This is a genomic window from Neobacillus niacini (assembly GCF_000759675.1).
Lineage (GTDB): Bacteria > Bacillota > Bacilli > Bacillales > Cytobacillaceae > Neobacillus > Neobacillus niacini_A.
Map to the genome: position 1 here is coordinate 136,190 of NZ_BAWM01000158.1, position 16,096 is coordinate 152,285.

At 39.4% G+C, this 16,096-nt stretch carries 16 protein-coding genes; 7 read left to right on the forward strand and 9 right to left on the reverse strand.

The annotated features are described in order from the left end of the window. Window positions 1-17: 17 nt before the first annotated feature. Genes TR08_RS29920 through TR08_RS29930 form a run of 3 tightly spaced genes read right to left on the reverse strand, consistent with a single transcriptional unit; the run spans window position 18 to window position 2,214 of the window. The gene (locus TR08_RS29920) at window positions 18-248 is read right to left on the reverse strand and encodes an excisionase family DNA-binding protein (RefSeq protein WP_045524640.1); all 231 of its coding nucleotides are present in this window, start codon (window positions 246-248) and stop codon (window positions 18-20) included. Between the two features lie 5 nt (window positions 249-253). Beyond that, window positions 254-1,282, reverse strand: coding sequence for a DmpA family aminopeptidase (locus tag TR08_RS29925; protein ID WP_045524641.1), 1,029 nt, complete (start codon window positions 1,280-1,282; stop codon window positions 254-256). Further along, entirely contained in the window at window positions 1,279-2,214 is a 936-nt protein-coding gene (locus tag TR08_RS29930) for a dipeptidase (RefSeq protein WP_045524642.1), read from the reverse strand. The genes TR08_RS29925 and TR08_RS29930 overlap by 4 nt, the downstream gene beginning before the upstream one ends. Before the next feature lie 205 nt (window positions 2,215-2,419). On the opposite strand from TR08_RS29930, the gene TR08_RS32955 reads away from it, so the two are divergent. Together TR08_RS32955 and TR08_RS29935 are read left to right on the forward strand one after the other, a co-directional pair. Further along, a complete protein-coding gene (locus tag TR08_RS32955) occupies window positions 2,420-2,569 on the forward strand; it encodes a hypothetical protein (protein ID WP_193747885.1) in 150 nt (49 codons plus the stop codon). Window positions 2,570-2,712: 143 nt separating this feature from the next. Beyond that, window positions 2,713-3,348, forward strand: a complete 636-nt coding sequence (locus TR08_RS29935; RefSeq protein ID WP_045524643.1) for an FMN-dependent NADH-azoreductase — start codon at window positions 2,713-2,715, stop codon at window positions 3,346-3,348. A gap of 345 nt (window positions 3,349-3,693) precedes the next feature. Here TR08_RS29935 and TR08_RS29940 read toward each other — a convergent pair whose 3' ends face one another. From TR08_RS29940 to uraD, 6 genes are all read right to left on the reverse strand, one after another. After that, complete coding sequence (locus TR08_RS29940) at window positions 3,694-4,935, reverse strand: ArgE/DapE family deacylase (RefSeq protein ID WP_045524644.1); 1,242 nt, start codon at window positions 4,933-4,935, stop codon at window positions 3,694-3,696. An 11-nt stretch (window positions 4,936-4,946) separates the two neighbouring features. Then, window positions 4,947-6,173 carry a M20 family metallo-hydrolase gene (locus TR08_RS29945; protein WP_045524645.1) on the reverse strand — a complete coding sequence of 409 codons (1,227 nt, stop codon included), beginning with the start codon at window positions 6,171-6,173 and terminating at the stop codon, window positions 4,947-4,949. Beyond that, window positions 6,154-7,551 carry an allantoinase AllB gene (gene allB / locus TR08_RS29950; protein WP_045524646.1) on the reverse strand — a complete coding sequence of 466 codons (1,398 nt, stop codon included), beginning with the start codon at window positions 7,549-7,551 and terminating at the stop codon, window positions 6,154-6,156. The genes TR08_RS29945 and allB overlap by 20 nt, the downstream gene beginning before the upstream one ends. 8 nt (window positions 7,552-7,559) lie before the next feature. Continuing rightward, window positions 7,560-7,919 (reverse strand): hydroxyisourate hydrolase, encoded by a 360-nt coding sequence (gene uraH / locus TR08_RS29955; protein ID WP_152597557.1) that lies wholly within the window; start codon window positions 7,917-7,919, stop codon window positions 7,560-7,562. Then, complete coding sequence (gene pucL / locus TR08_RS29960) at window positions 7,916-8,869, reverse strand: factor-independent urate hydroxylase (protein WP_045524647.1); 954 nt, start codon at window positions 8,867-8,869, stop codon at window positions 7,916-7,918. Before pucL ends, uraH begins: the two co-directional genes overlap by 4 nt. 429 nt (window positions 8,870-9,298) lie before the next feature. Further along, window positions 9,299-9,811 (reverse strand): 2-oxo-4-hydroxy-4-carboxy-5-ureidoimidazoline decarboxylase, encoded by a 513-nt coding sequence (gene uraD, locus TR08_RS29965; protein ID WP_045524648.1) that lies wholly within the window; start codon window positions 9,809-9,811, stop codon window positions 9,299-9,301. Window positions 9,812-10,238: 427 nt separating this feature from the next. Between uraD and TR08_RS29970 the strand changes: the two genes are divergently transcribed. The 5 genes from TR08_RS29970 (at window position 10,239) to adhE (ending at window position 16,073) form a co-directional block, all read left to right on the forward strand. Further along, entirely contained in the window at window positions 10,239-10,709 is a 471-nt protein-coding gene (locus tag TR08_RS29970) for a nucleoside deaminase (protein ID WP_045524649.1), read from the forward strand. Between the two features lie 25 nt (window positions 10,710-10,734). After that, window positions 10,735-12,489 carry an adenine deaminase gene (gene ade / locus TR08_RS29975; RefSeq protein WP_045524654.1) on the forward strand — a complete coding sequence of 585 codons (1,755 nt, stop codon included), beginning with the start codon at window positions 10,735-10,737 and terminating at the stop codon, window positions 12,487-12,489. A gap of 105 nt (window positions 12,490-12,594) precedes the next feature. Next, window positions 12,595-12,984, forward strand: coding sequence for an SET domain-containing protein (locus TR08_RS29980; protein ID WP_045524656.1), 390 nt, complete (start codon window positions 12,595-12,597; stop codon window positions 12,982-12,984). Between the two features lie 165 nt (window positions 12,985-13,149). Further along, window positions 13,150-13,377 (forward strand): hypothetical protein, encoded by a 228-nt coding sequence (locus TR08_RS29985; RefSeq protein ID WP_045524658.1) that lies wholly within the window; start codon window positions 13,150-13,152, stop codon window positions 13,375-13,377. A gap of 92 nt (window positions 13,378-13,469) precedes the next feature. Next, the gene (adhE, locus tag TR08_RS29990; RefSeq protein ID WP_045524660.1) at window positions 13,470-16,073 is read left to right on the forward strand and encodes a bifunctional acetaldehyde-CoA/alcohol dehydrogenase; all 2,604 of its coding nucleotides are present in this window, start codon (window positions 13,470-13,472) and stop codon (window positions 16,071-16,073) included. The last annotated feature ends 23 nt before the right edge of the window (window positions 16,074-16,096 follow it).

Here is a 16,096-nt window from a genome sequence, read left to right on the forward strand (position 1 = left end):
AGGCACCATAATATTTTTTAGTCCTCGTCCTTGATGTCGTGGTCTTCGGGGATGGGTTCGCTTAGGATTTCTTCGACTAGGTGTTTGTATTTTTCGATTTGTTTTAGGTGGGTGTTGAATTGTTCTTTGTTGATGATCCACTCTTCTCCGTCATGGATGGCACGGATTTTCTTTTGTTTGATTAAGGCTTCAATGGTTGACTCTGGCATATTCAGATATTCTGCTGTTTCTTTAATGGTTAGATACATATGGTTCATTCCCCGTCCGTAAAGGTGATTTTATTTACTACTCTTCCCGCTCTTCCTTTTGTTGTGACTGCCTGAGACAGTGAGTTTAAGATTGCTTCCTCTGCTGCTTCTGCCGCTCCCGTAAATAATTGGTTCATCAGGGGATGTTCTTCACGAAGTTGGAGCCTTTGTTCCGTCATTTCTTCAGTAAAATGTTCTGATTTATGAGCAGTTGAAAACGCGATGACGATATCACCGCTGCCATGGCTAAAATGACTTCCGGTTCTGCCAAGCCCAATGCCACAGCGTTTTGATAAACGCAATAACTGCCTGTCACTTAAAGGTGCATCTGTTGCGAGCACAATGATAATCGAGCCATCTGCCGTTTCCGAAAGTCCCTCCACTTTTAAATAACGTAATTTTTGAAGTTCTTCCTTTTTACCAAAATTACTAAGGACTAAGCACCCTATCGTGTATTCATCAATGGTACGCGAAGACGTACCAATCCCACCTTTGTAACCAAAGCAAATCATCCCTTTACCGGCACCAACAGCACCTTCTTCGACCTGATTATCTGAAGCATTTCTAATCGCGTCAATCGCATGCGCCGGCTTTACAGGAAATTTCCGTATCGAATTCAAATAACTATCGTTACACTCCCCAACAACTATGTTAATGGTACCTGTTGTTTCCCCAATTTCAGGATTCTCAGCCAGCATATATTCTAAAGTTCCTTGGGTGACTGCAGGTACTGCAAACGTATTCGTCAGCATAATCGGCGATTCAAGCTGTCCTAACTCATTGACTTGAACAAGGCCAGTTGTTTTCCCAAACCCATTAATCACATAGCTTGAAGCTGTTACTTTCTGTTTAAATACATTCCCTTTATGGGGGATTATCGCTGTAACTCCTGTACAGGCATAGTCTTCTCCTGCTTCATCCAGAGGATAATCCAGCGTTACATGTCCAACCATTACACCCTCAACATCGGTTATACAATTTTTGGAACCTGTTGGAAGCCTGCCTACACTTATTCCTGCCTGCCTGATTTTCATCCTAACACTCCTGGCCGATGGTCAAGAAAGTTTTGGTAAGCAAAACCTCTCACCTCATCCTCTTTAAAGTGCTTTAATAATTCATTAATCAGATTTTGCGATTTCGATGCGTCCTCTAAATTCGTGATAAACGTTGATATTCCGTCGAAATCTGAGCCCAACCCAATGTGCTGCGCACCACCTAATGAACAGAAGTGGTCGATATGTCTGACTAGGTCTGTAATTTTCACCTCACCAAATTCTTTTACAAATGGAGGGTTATAGATCACATGAACCATAGCGTTTCTTTTAAACATCGCAGTGGCCTGGTCATCCGTTAAATTACGTAAATGATGGCAAAGCGTTCGTGAATTAGAATGGCTTGCGATTGGATACTTGGCTAATTCGATGACCTCCCAAATCCCTTTGTCGCTTAGATGAGAGATATCTGTCAGGATTTGATGATCATTATTAAACTGTACAATCTCTTTACCAAAAAGCGTAAGTCCGCCTCCACGTGGTTCTCCTGCACCATCTGCAGCTAAATTAGCATTATTCCATGTCAAACCAACTGAACGAACACCCAGCTGATAAAGGATATGAAGCTTCATTATATCGTTACCGATAGCATCCACACCTTCAAGTGTTAGCATGGCACCAATTTGGCCGATATTGATTCGTTCAAAATCAGACCATTCTTTGATATGAACCATGTCCTGGTTTTTTCCGAGTACTTCCTTGTAGAAATAATCTATTTGCTCTATCGCAGTCTGAAACTTATGGTCCGACGGAATATCCGGATCAATAAAAATCGCAAAACACTGAACCTTGACTTGCCCTTGATGTAATCGAGATTTATTGGTCTGTAATTCTTTCGAATCAGCAAAACGCAGCGAGCCTTTTCCTTCAGACAATTTAAGTAATGCATCACAATGCAGGTCAATTATTTTCATGATGAGCCGACTCCTTTTTTAAAAATTTTATCATAAATAACAAGGAAAGGTTAAATAAGGAAAACATTATACCCAAATACTAGTGTTTTCATAGTGAATTTATACCAACAAAAATAACATTTAGAATATTAAAAATTACCTATCAAACATAGTAAATAAATCGTAGAATTATGTATACACTACATTAGTGGAGGTGAATTTACCTATGACAAATAAACCAATTCATTATGATGGAAGTATTCAAAACACTGAATCATCCGCTAGCACCACACCAGTAAATGAGCCGTTTATTTTAACTGATGAAATTCGAGCAAATATTAGTGGTAATCCTTATATGAGCGAAAATAATAACTAACCAGTAGACGGGATTTGCAAATAGGCAAATCCTTTTTTAATTATCATAAAAAATTCTCCATGTATATAATAGGCACCCGCATATAATTTAATTCACAGCACAAACTAGAATGCAAGCTATATAAGGAAAGGAACGGTACGAAAATGACAAAAGTATTGTACATAACAGCTCATCCCCATGATGATACTCAATCTTATAGTATGGCCGTAGGGAAAGCATTTATTGATGTCTACAAAGAGGTTAATCCGGATCATGAAATTATTAATCTGGACCTTTACAAAGAAGACGTTCCACAAATTGATGTAGATGTCTTCAGTGGCTGGGGAAAACTTCGCTCAGGCACGGACTTTGCTGAACTTTCCGCAGATGAAAAAACAAAAGTCGGCAGGCTTTCTGAGCTTAGTGAGCAATTCATTTCTGCAGATAAATATATATTTGTCACGCCTTTATGGAATTTCTCCTTTCCACCTGTCATGAAGGCCTATCTTGATGCAGTATCGGTTGCAGGTAAAACATTCAAATACACCGAAAAAGGTCCAATTGGTCTGTTAACGGACAAGAAAGCATTACATATCCAAGCACGTGGGGGCATTTATTCAGAAGGTCCAGCAGCTGCAATGGAAATGGGACACCGCTATCTTGAGATCATAATGCAATTTTTTGGAGTCCCATCTTTTGAAGGGTTATTTGTTGAGGGTCATAATGCAATGCCTGACAAAGCACAAGAAATCAAAGAAAACGCGATAGCACGTGCTAAAGATTTAGCTCATACCTTTTAAGAGCCAACATTTGGCTCTTTTTATTTATTTCACTCCTTTGATTTTTTACATGCCATTTTTCTAGTTTACGTGCCGTTTTCTAAGTTTACGTGCCAAAATATAGATTTACGTGCCAAACTGGATCCAACACCACCTTAATCAACTAAAAAGCCTGGCGAGTGCCAGGCCAAGCTAACGTTTGAGGCAGTTTTTTTGTGTTGAGCATGATTCTAAATCTAATTTAAATGACCTTTTTTCCAGAAAAACCCTTTTATGTGTCGAATTTTTCATTTACGTGCCGTTTTCCAGTTTTACGTGCCAAATTATTGATTTACGTGCCAAACCATACTTCCGCCACCACCCAATCTATGTACCCGCCAATAAATCATAAAGGGTACAGGCTATGATTTTGGTGGCAGCTTGTAGATCAGATAAACGAATATTTTCATCTGCTCGGTGTCCATTTGCCTCTTCTAGCACTTTTGGTCCGACTCCAAACATAATCGTAGGAATTCCTGCCGCATAGAAGTGGCGAGCATCTGTATATAACGGTACTCCGTGGATCGGTAGCTCCCCCTCCTCCTTCAAAATCGATTGCCAATTTGCAGCCAAAGCTTGAACTAATGGTGTATTCTCCGGAACTGGTCCAAAGCTTTTTGCATGGAGGATTTTTCTGAGTTCTACTTTTATTCCAGGAATATCCGATACAGCTTGATGGACCATTTCTCTAAACTCAGTTTCTGCAGAAATGAAGTCCTCTTCGGGAATTAATCGCCGGTCCACTCGAATCGTGCATTCATCTGGAACTACATTGGTGTTTATTCCGCCTGAAATTAGCCCGACATTCAAGGTCGGAAAGTCAATGCCTGGTATCGATGATTTTTTTTCTGTAAGTGTCTTACGATAATCATATAAAACATTTACGATTTTAGTAGTTGCTTCAATTGCATCAATTCCTGTATGCGGTAGGGCTGCATGTGCTGACTTTCCGGTTGTTTTGATTTCAAAATGCAAACATCCATTATGTGCATTAACAGCCGAATAAGTGAACCCGGCAACGATGGCTTGATCAGGCTTGATATAGCCTCGGTCTATTAGCCACTTGGGACCTATTTCTCCTCCTGTTTCTTCATCAAATGTAAACGCAAGATCCACTCTCCCAGATAACGGATAATCAAGTTGTTTTAAAGCAAGCACCGCATAGGTATAAGCAGCAATATCAGACTTTGACACAGCTACCCCTCGCCCATACATTTTTCCATCCACAATTTCTCCTCCATATGGGTCGACACTCCACCCTAAACCAGGAGGAACAACATCTCCGTGTGCGTTTAAAACAACATTTGTTCCTTCACCAAAGACTGTTGGGGCAAGGACGTTAGCCATGCTAATCATCCCATTTGCTTTTACACTCTCTTCGTCTACTTCTAGGAGAGACACATTTTCAAACCCAAGCTCGGAAAGCTGTTTCTCTAGAACTTTGGCTATCGGCAAACAATCACCAGCTGGATTATCGGATGGAGTCTGCACTAATTTTTTTAAAAAAGCGACTAGATCTTCCTCATGGTCCTCTATCCACTGCACCAGCTTTTCTTTATCCTGATTCATATAATCCCTCCTCAGCGGTTGTACGCTAATTGATGTAATAATTGTATGAGTACTTCTAGACCTATTTCTAAGTCTTTTGCCGAAGTAAACTCGAGCGGTGAATGGCTAATACCGCCATGACTGGGAACGAATAGAATTGTCGTAGGGCAAACTCGTGAAAACAGCTGGGCGTCATGCCCCGCACCGCTATTCATCCAATGTGAGGAAATAGTTCTTCGAGTGCAGATAGTTTGAATGATTTCGTTAAGTTCACTATCCATCTGGGCAGGCTGAACTTCATGCCATTTCTCTACCTTTATATCCAAACTGTGCTTTTTGGCTATGTTTTGATACGCATTGGAAAATTGCTGACAAAAAGAGCGCAAAACCATTTCGCTGGGATGTCTGGCATCGACTGTAAACTGAACTTGATTTGGAATTACATTTGGTATATTAGGCTCCACAAATAGCTGTCCCACACTTGTTACAAGATCCTCATCGTATTCCTTCATACTTTCGTATAAGTCATGAATCATGTTTACCGCTCCATGAAGGGCGTCTCTTCTCCATTTCATTGAAGTCGTACCAACATGATTAGATTCACCGGTTACCGTTATCCGGAATCGTTTTTGTCCGACAATGGCTTTGACAATTCCAACTGATTTTTCTACTTTTTCAAGAGTGGGTCCTTGTTCGATATGTAGTTCTATAAAAGTTTTGATATCATTACGGACCCTGAATTCAGAAAGTCCAAATCCTCCAGCCATCATAGCTGTCTCAAAGCTAATACCCTCCGAATCCTTGATTTCACTAATATCTTTAAAGGAATAGACTCCAGTCATCATACCTGAACCCCAGCAAGCTAGCGGAAAGCGGCTGCCTTCCTCTTCGCAAAAAGAAACTACTTCAAGGTTTATGGCTGGCTGCCCATACTTCTTTTTTAAATAGTCTAATGCCATTATTCCAGCAATAATTCCATAAGCACCATCATATTTACCGCCTGATTTAACGGTGTCAACATGAGAGCCAATTAGAATAGTCGGGGCATTCGGATTAGGAGTAGCCAATCTCCCAAATAAGTTTCCAATAGAATCATAATTTGTCAGCAGCCCAGCTTCCTCCATCCACCCCTTTAAGGCTTGCTGGGCTTCCTTCCAAGGCTGAGAATAAAGTGTTCGAGTAACGCCTCCATCTGGCTCTTCCCCAAAAGAGGCTAGCCACTCTATTGCCTCTTTTAGATTAGTGGGGAACTGAGCCATAAAATCCCTCCTTTTGGTGGATAAACTCACCATATTTCTCTTTTGCTTCACCTCTCTTATCGTCATAAATTACTTTTCCTCGTAAAATTGTTTTCTTTATTTTTAAATTAAATGTTTTATTTTCATAGGGGGAATATTGATTTCGAAAAGCAATTGAAGCCGGATCGGCAATCGTTGTTTCATCTAATGAAATCAAGGCAAAATCCGCATCCAATCCGGGTTGTATTCTTCCTTTTTTTCCTGATATTCCAAACCGTTCAGCAACATTAGCTGTCCCTAATGGAAGAACTTTTTTAAGGGGAATCTGCCTTTTAAGTGCCTCATCCAATAAGGCTAGCCAGGTAAACTGTACGCCTTGGATTCCACCCCATGCATTCCAAATGGAGTCTGTATTTTTCATAGAAAAAAGACAGGGTGAATGATCGGAACCAATGGTATCAATCCAACCATTTGAAATACAATCCCATAGCCCTTCTACTTCTTCCCTTGGTCGAAGCGGCGGAGCACATTTGAGAATAGCACCAGTTTTTAGGAAATCTTCTTCATCAAAAATTAAATAATGAGGACAGGTTTCAACCGTAACGTTTATCCCGCTTTTCTTTGCTTCCTGAATTTTTTCGACTACTTTAGCTGAACTAATGTGGACGAAATGAATAGCTGTACCATATTTTGCAGCCAACTCAAGGGCATAGTCGACTGCCCTCTCTTCTGCTGAAATTGGCCTGCTGGCAAGAAAGGCACTTCTCTCACTCATACCATTTTGTTGTTTATAAAATGCTGTAAGACTATCAATTTCATCCTGCCATTCTGCGTGCAGGGCAAGGATTTTCTTTTGTTCCAAGGCTATTTTCATAGCTTGCTTTAATTGGTCGGGTCGGACATATGGAAAATCATCAATACCGCTATCTGACATAAATACCTTCCAGCCGATCAGCCCCTCACACATTGTGGAAAGTTCTAAGGAATTGTTAACGTTACTGTCCGTTAATCCACCCCATAATGCATAATCAATATAAGACTTAGAGATTAAGTATTCTTTTTTAAGGTTTAGTTTTTCCACATTTGTAATGGATGGAGAGCAATTCAGCGGCATATCAAAAATAGTTGTAGTCCCGCCAATGGCTGCGGCACGACTTCCCGTTTCAATTCCCTCCCAATCGGTTCGACCTGGATCATTAAAATGAACATGTGCATCGATAAATCCCGGGACCACCAAACAACCGCTTGCATCAATGATATTTACATGGGTTTCTTGGAAGGGTTCGTGTTCACTTTCGTAGAGCGTATAAATTACGCCATCTTTAATTTTAATACAGACATTCCGAAATCCTTCTTCCGTAAAAACATATCCGTTCTTCACCCAAAGTTCTGTTTTCATTTTTCCTCCTAACTCCCTCGGTAAGTACTGTACCCTCCTGGTGAAATCAAAAGCGGCACGTGATAGTGAGAAGCCGGTTCAGAAATACCAAATCGAACGGGAACACAATCCAAGAATGAGGGATCTTCAGCGGAAGTTCCGCGATTTCGGTAATAGTCTCCTATATAAAAATGAAGTTCATAGATTCCTTTTTTCATATTGTCTCCCTCCAAAAGAGGCCGATTTAATCTGCCATCCTCATTTGTATAGGAAGTTAGGATGTGCTCTATCTTTTTATCTCGACTAACTCGTACTAACTCTACCAACACACCACTAGCGGGTTTGCCAATACTTATGTCAAGGACATGTGTTGTCAGCTTCCCGATCATTTTTTTGACTCTCCCTCAGATTCGAGGTCATCACGTGTCATGGAAAAACATTGAAAGCCATATGGAGGACGAGGTTCTGTAAATACTTTTCCTTCCAGTGAATCAGGAATTTCATCTAAAATGGTTTCCCATGTGCGGTTATTCGATTCAAAGCGAACCTCTAGTAACTGTGGAAAGCGTTCTAGGATTCTAGTACCAATTCGGTAAATTAGATTTTGAATGGATGGAGAGTTCTGCTCATGAAAGACAGAGTAAGCAATATCTCTTACTTGTTCTGCAGCTACATACCCATCTGATGAATTTCCTCGGGCATCGTCGATATTGTTATAGCGCCAATCAATATTTAAAAAGATAAACAGAGGTCGATCATAGGATTCTGGTAAGGTGGTATATTCATCCTTGAAATAGCCGTAAAACGAACTGCCCTTTACCTTTATAAGCTTGAGACCCTTCAAACTGCTTATGTGATGGGAGGTGATAATTTCATCTTTTTCACGTTTCACTTCAATGGTGGTCCCAGCCTGTTCATTTAATGAATAGCGAAACACAAGTGGACTAGGCTCGAAGGATTCATTCGTCCGGACGGGGAGCTCTTCAAAGGAAATTTGTTCCCCTGAGATATTAATGCCTGACATATGTGAATAGGTCTCAAGAAAGCGGTGTGCGACAAATTCAAGGAACCCCTCTTGTGTTGCTCCTTGATAATCTCCGGCATGCTTGAGGATGAAATTTTTCATCGAGTCTGTTGCAACAACTAAAGTGTTATCACCATCTTTAAAAGAGGAAAAAAATGCTTCTCCTTCAATCGCGACCTTTACATTCATTCCAAAGAGGATATTCTTTCTACCTGAAAAAGATGATTCAGGAATAGAACGAATACTGGTTAGTGGCTTTGCGTAAGTCCGATAAACCCAAACATCTGCTTTCCCATAGCTCATCGTTCTTTTCATATTCACAGCCTCCTTTTGTTTTTTGGAAAGGGTTAGTCACTGAAAGTTTTTTGAATTGGGTAGCTTCTTGGTTACCACTTTTTATAATTTCCTTTGATTGCGGACACTTATAGCCTCTATTAGTGACCACTTTTTCTATTTTCCTTTGAGTACGGTCACTTATAACCCTTATTAGTGACCACTATTTCTATTTTCCTTTGAGTACGGTCACTTATAGCCCTTATAAGTGACCACTTTTTCTAATTTTCTTTGATCGCGGTCACTTATAGCCTTTATTATTGACCACTTTTTCGAATTCCCTTTGTTTACGGTCACTTATGGCCTTAATTAGAAACCTCTTTTTCGACTTTCCTTTGTTTACGGTCACTTATGGCCTTAATTAGAAACCTCTTTTTCGACTTTCCTTTGATCATGGTCATCATGAATGCTTTATTCTCTGAAAATATCATTCAATCGAAAGCCGGCGATTTTATATACTTCATTTAAGGCGATGTTATATTCTTCCTCGAAAGAATTATGGACCCTTTGCTTCATTGCAGCTAGAATACTTTCCTTGCTTTGCCCTTTTACCGCCATAATAAAAGGAAATTTATATTTATTAACATACATCTTATTTAGGGAAACAAATTCCTCATATTCTTTCTTTGAAAGCTGATCAAGACCTACTCCAGCTTGCTCCTTTTCGGAAATCTCGGACATTTGCAATCTTGTTCCTAAATCTGGGTGAGCACGAAGTAATCTTAATTGCTTGGATTCCCCCGCATTTTGTACAATGTCAATCATTGTTTGTAAAAGGGTCTCACGTGATTCAAACGGAATATTTTCCCACGCGACCGAAGCCACCCAAGGAGAGTGTTCAAACACCCAGCCTACTTTTTGTACAAACTCCTGCTTGTTCATTTGATTTACTTCCTCACATCCAATCAATTCATTTAAATGCATGAAGCCTGCCAGCTCCTTTCAATATCCGAATACCTAATAAATCACCAGCTGTACTACAGTACAGCTGGTTTACTGTTAAAACTATATATATTCTAGACCCCCTAAAAATACCCACCTGTTCTTTCTCTATTTTTAAAATTCTTACATAAATAGCTAGGATATTTGTCAACTAACGGTGGTACAGCAAACTCGTCCTGCCATTTTTTCACTATAATAGCGAAATGACGAAATAGTATCTACATAAGTGTCATATAATCTAACAAGTTTTTTCAAAGGCTGTAACTTCAAAAAGTTTGTCAGCAAACCTGACAACATGGAAGAAATAATTGGTTTGATATAGAATAATGTATCTCACACTAATCATTCGGAATATCTTTTAGCCCGGCTGAGAACTAAACATCAATACATTGGAGAATGGAGAGGTCCTATGTCAGATAATCATTTTATGAAAAAAGCAATTGAAGAAGCACTTAATAATGTATTAACCAACCATGGGGGACCATTTGGAGCCATCGTCGTGAAGGACGGAAAAATCATTGGTACCGGACGAAATGAAGTAACGGCCTCTAACGATCCCACAGCACATGCAGAGGTTCAAGCCATACGTGACGCCTGCAGTTATCTTAATGATTTTCAGCTGACAGATTGTGAAATCTATACCAGTTGTGAACCTTGTCCCATGTGCATTGGTGCCATCTATTGGGCTAGACCGAAGGCTGTATATTATGCCTGCACAAAGCAGGATGCCGCAAAAATAGGGTTTGATGATCAGTTCATATATGACCAACTCGAATTACCAATGGAATATCGAAAAATTCCGATGAAACAAGTTTTCCCAGATGATGGTGATCTCCCTTTTCGTACTTGGGAAAGTTCAAAGAATAAAGTAGAATACTAATCTTATAGTTAGAGGGTGTTAAGCAATGGAGAGAATTCAATTAACCCGAAGAATCTCTGTAGCTTCTGGAAAAGAACCTGCGGATACGGTTGTAAAGAACGGCAGGATTATTGATGTCTTTAATGGAGAAATAATAGAAGGTGATATTGCCATTGTGGATGGTTATTTCGCAGGTGTAGGACAATATGAAGGGAAAAATATTGTTGATGCAAAGGGCCGTTATGTCGTTCCTGCCTTTATTGATGGTCATGTTCATATCGAATCGTCCTTGGTTACCCCAAGTGAATTCGCAAAAGTCCTTCTCCCCCACGGAGTAACAACCGTTATTGCAGATCCCCATGAAATTGCGAATGTTTTAGGTGCTCCTGGTATTCAATATATACTCGATTCTTCCGAAAACCTTCCTTTCGATTTTTATATTATGCTTCCTTCTTGTGTTCCAGCGACAAGCTTTGAAAACTCAGGTGCTATTTTAAAAGCGGAGAATTTACAACCTTTTTACCAACATCCACGAGTTCTTGGATTAGCGGAGATCATGAATTTTCCAGCTGTCCTCCATGCAGAGGATGATATGTTGAACAAAATATCCGATGCTAAGCAATACGGAAAAAAAGTGGATGGCCATGCTGCGGGATTATCTGGAAGTGATTTAAATGTGTACATGGCTGCGGGTATTCGGACAGATCATGAGAGTACCTCAGCTGTGGAGGCAAAGGAACGCCTGAAAAGTGGAATGTTTTTAATGATCCGTGAGGGAACCGTGGCAAAAGATTTGCGGAAGTTAATTCCCGTAGTAAATCAGTACAATTCCCGCCGGTGCTTGTTTGTTACGGATGATAAGCATTTAGATGATCTTGTGCATGAGGGCAGCATCGATCACAATGTTAGGCTGGCAATTGATAATGGACTGTCTCCAATCACAGCTATTCAAATGGCTACAATCAATGCAGCTGAGTGTTTCGGACTTGAAGATAAAGGGGCCATTGCAGCCGGCTACAAGGCTGATTTTAGTTTAGTTGATAACCTTGAAACTATGTCAATATTACACGTCTTTAAGGATGGAATTGCAGTAGTCGAAGATGGTAAGTTGATTATGGATTGTAGTAACACACATGAGGACCACACATCTGCTTTAAGAAAATCAGTTCATTTTGACGAAATCATTAAATCTAATTTTCAGATTCCATTATCATCAAACAAGGCAAATATTATTGAAATTATCCCTAACAGTCTTGTCACACGACATATCGTTGAAGAAGTTGATGTTTGCGATCAAGGGTTCTTCCAACCCTCGATTTGTAGTGATCAGTTAAAGCTTGCGGTAATTGAGCGTCATCATAGTACTCGGCAAATTGGGTTAGGAATTGTCAAAGGCTTAGGTTTAAAATATGGTGCAATTGCCACCACTATAGCCCATGATTCACATAACCTCATTATTGCTGGAACCAATGATGGTGACATGGTACTGGCTGCAAATAAGATTAAAGAAATGCAGGGCGGGTTGGTTGTCACTAAACAAGGACAAATCATCGCTTCATTAGAACTGCCGATTGCAGGCTTAATTTCTGACCGTCCTTACAAAGAGGTTTATTCAAGTCTTAATAACCTTCACCTTGCCCTCGAAAAGCTAGGTGCACACTGCCACTTTAATCCTTTTTTAACGCTATCTTTTTTGGCTCTTCCAGTTATACCGGAACTAAAACTAACCGACAAAGGCTTGTTTAAGGTTTCAAAATTTGAGCATATTGACATATGTTCGTTTAAAAATCGAGCTTTTTAGACACACTATCATGCGAGATGACCGTGAAACGGTTGCTTTCAAAGCAATTACCTGTCAAACTAAAAGGATAATTGACTTCATAGAAAGTAAATGTAGGTGACGAACATGATAGAAGTAAAGTCTTCAAAAGTAAGTGATGGAGAGTTCAACAGAGGAGTATTTGCAACGCGTGAAATAAAAAAAGGTGAGCTTATCCATGAGGCACCTGTTATTGCCTATCCAAATGCAGAGCATGAACATATTGAAAAAACCCTGCTTGCGGATTATGCATTTGAATATGGAATAAACCATACATGCCTTCTCTTAGGTTATGGGATGTTATTTAATCATTCCTATCAGCCAAATGCTACTTATGAAATAAACTTTCCTAATCATACTTTTGACTTTTATGCTTATAAAGACATAAAAGCAGGCGAAGAAATTTTTATTAATTATAATGGTGATGAAGAGGATCAAGAACTGCTTTGGTTCGATAAAGAAAAACAAGAAAACTAACAGCCCATCTATTGGGCTTTTTTTTTGCCTCCTGTCCTCCATTTAGGAAAAAAGAACTGTTTTTGTTATATTTCATCAACCTTCAAACTTTGTTCAATATTTCACAAAGTATAGTTGGTAATTCATGTTATTATGGACTTACAAAGGAACAAGGAGTGATAAGACATGATGATATGTGAATGGAAGTCCTTTTCTACAGATTCTGAAACTTATACACAAGCAGCATTCGAAGAAACCGTTGGTGACGAATTTGAGGCAATGATGTTCAAGGATAATGAAAATATTCCAAGTTATATTTGGACAGTAAATTTTGTCATCATTGTAAAAAAATATACAAAGGTCCTAACTGACATATCCTTTGAAAAGATACCACGAAATCCGGTTTGCGAGTAACAATGTAAGATCATATCAATTCGTTTATTATTATTTTTTTAAATAATCTTGTGAAATAATTCACAAAGTTTAAAGTAATTGGAGGAATTAAAATGGCAGTGGCGGAAAAAACGGGTAAGGAATTGCAAAGTGTAACAAAAATGGTTGATACCTTGGTGGAAAATGGCCTAAAAGCGTTAGAAGAATTCCGCAGCTTTGACCAAGAAATGATTGATAATATTGTGAAGCAAATGGCCTTAGCTGGTCTTGATCAGCATATGCAGCTTGCAAAACTTGCTGTTGAGGAAACCAAAAGAGGGGTTTACGAAGATAAAATCATTAAAAATATGTTTTCGACTGAATATGTCTATCATAATATCAAGTATGATAAAACCGTCGGCATCATAAACGAAAACGAACACGAAGGAATCATTGAAATTGCAGAACCGGTTGGTGTTATCGCAGGTGTTACACCTGTAACCAATCCAACATCCACCACTATGTTTAAAGCATTGATATCAATAAAAACGAGAAATCCAATTGTATTTGCCTTCCATCCATCAGCACAGAAATGCAGCAGTGAGGCCGCAAGAATCCTTAGGGATGCAGCTATAATGGCAGGCGCACCGGAGAATTGCATACAATGGATTGAAACGCCATCTATTGAGGCCACACAAGCACTGATGAATCACGCAAAGGTAGCTATGATTCTTGCAACTGGCGGTGCGGGAATGGTCAAATCCGCTTATAGCTCTGGTAAACCAGCCCTAGGTGTTGGACCTGGAAATGTTCCATGCTATATGGAGAAATCAGCCAACATTCATCAAGCAGTAAATGACCTAATTTTATCAAAGACTTTTGACAATGGAATGATTTGTGCTTCTGAACAAGCAGTTATTATTGATCAAGAGATTTATTCAGAGGTCAAAAATGAGATGATCACCAATAACTGTTATTTTTTAAATGAAGAAGAAAAAGAAAAGGTTGAAAAATTAGTTATTAATGAAAATTCATGTGCTGTTAACCCGAATATTGTTGGGATGGCTGCTAGCAAAATTGCCGCTTTGGCAGGAGTAACTGTTCCGGAAAACACAAAAATTCTTGTAGCTGAATTAAATGGCGTCGGACCAGGATACCCGCTATCAAGAGAAAAATTAAGCCCTGTCCTAGCCTGTTACAAGGTCAGAAGTCTTGAAGAAGGCTTAAAAAGAGCAGAGGAAATGTTAGAATTTGGCGGATTAGGACATTCTGCAGTAATCCATTCCAAAGACCAAAAAGTGATTAAGCAGTATGGCTACAGGATGAAAGCAGGACGAATCATTGTCAATGCCCCATCTTCACAAGGTGCCATCGGTGATATTTACAATGCTTATATGCCTTCATTGACACTTGGCTGTGGTTCATATGGAGGAAATTCTGTTTCGACTAACGTTGGTGCGATTCACTTAATCAATATTAAAAAAGTAGCCCAAAGGAATGTTAATATGCAATGGTTTAAAATCCCGTCAAAAATCTATTTTGAGAAAAACTCAACTCAGTATTTAGCTAAAATGCCGAAGATTTCAAAAGCATTCATTGTAACTGACCCTGGAATGGTAAAGCTAGGCTATGTTGATAAAATACTTTACTATTTAAGGAAACGACCTGATTACGTACATTGTGAAATATTTTCAGATGTGGAACCTGATCCATCAATTGATACAGTTATGAAGGGTACCGAAATGATGGCTAAATTCCAGCCAGATGTAATCATTGCCCTTGGTGGTGGTTCAGCTATGGATGCCGCCAAAGGTATGTGGCTGTTCTATGAGAATCCAGAATCAGAATTCTTCGGTTTAAAACAAAAATTTCTTGATATCCGAAAACGAATTGTAAAATACCCTAAATTAGGAGAAAAGGCACAATTTGTAGCGATTCCAACCACCTCAGGAACAGGGTCAGAAGTAACTTCATTCTCAGTTATTACGGATAAAGAAGCAAATATAAAATATCCACTTGCCGATTATGAATTAACACCAGACGTAGCAATTATTGATCCACAGTTTGTTATGACTGTTCCTAAACATATAACAGCAGATACTGGAATGGACGTATTGACTCATGCCATTGAGGCATATGTGTCCTGTATGGCTAATGATTATACTGATGGACTAGCAATGAAAGCCATCCAGCTTGTATTTGAGTATCTACCTAGAGCTTATCGAAATGGCAGTGACGAATTGGCACGTGAAAAAGTGCATAATGCTTCAACCATTGCTGGTATGGCCTTTGCGAATGCATTCCTTGGTATCAACCATAGCCTCGCCCATAAGCTAGGCTCAGAATTCCATATCGCTCACGGACGTGCAAATACAATATTAATGCCGCATGTTATTCGTTATAACGCTGCAAAACCAAATAAGTTTACAGCATTCCCGAAATATGCACACTTTGTGGCAGATAAGCGTTATGCTGAAATTGCAAGAACACTCGGACTGCCTGCGAATACAACTGAAGAAGGAGTCGAAAGCCTTGTTCATGAAATCATTCGCCTTGCAAAAGAGCTTGACATTCCAATGAGTATTGAAGCAAATAATGTAGATGCTTGCATTTTCGAAAGCAAGGTTGACTACCTCGCAGATAAAGCATTTGAAGACCAATGTACCACTGCTAACCCTAAGCTCCCTTTAGTAACAGAATTGGCTGAAATTTACCGTAAAGCATTTAAGGGAGTTTAAAAGAGTTTTATAAGCCAAGCTAA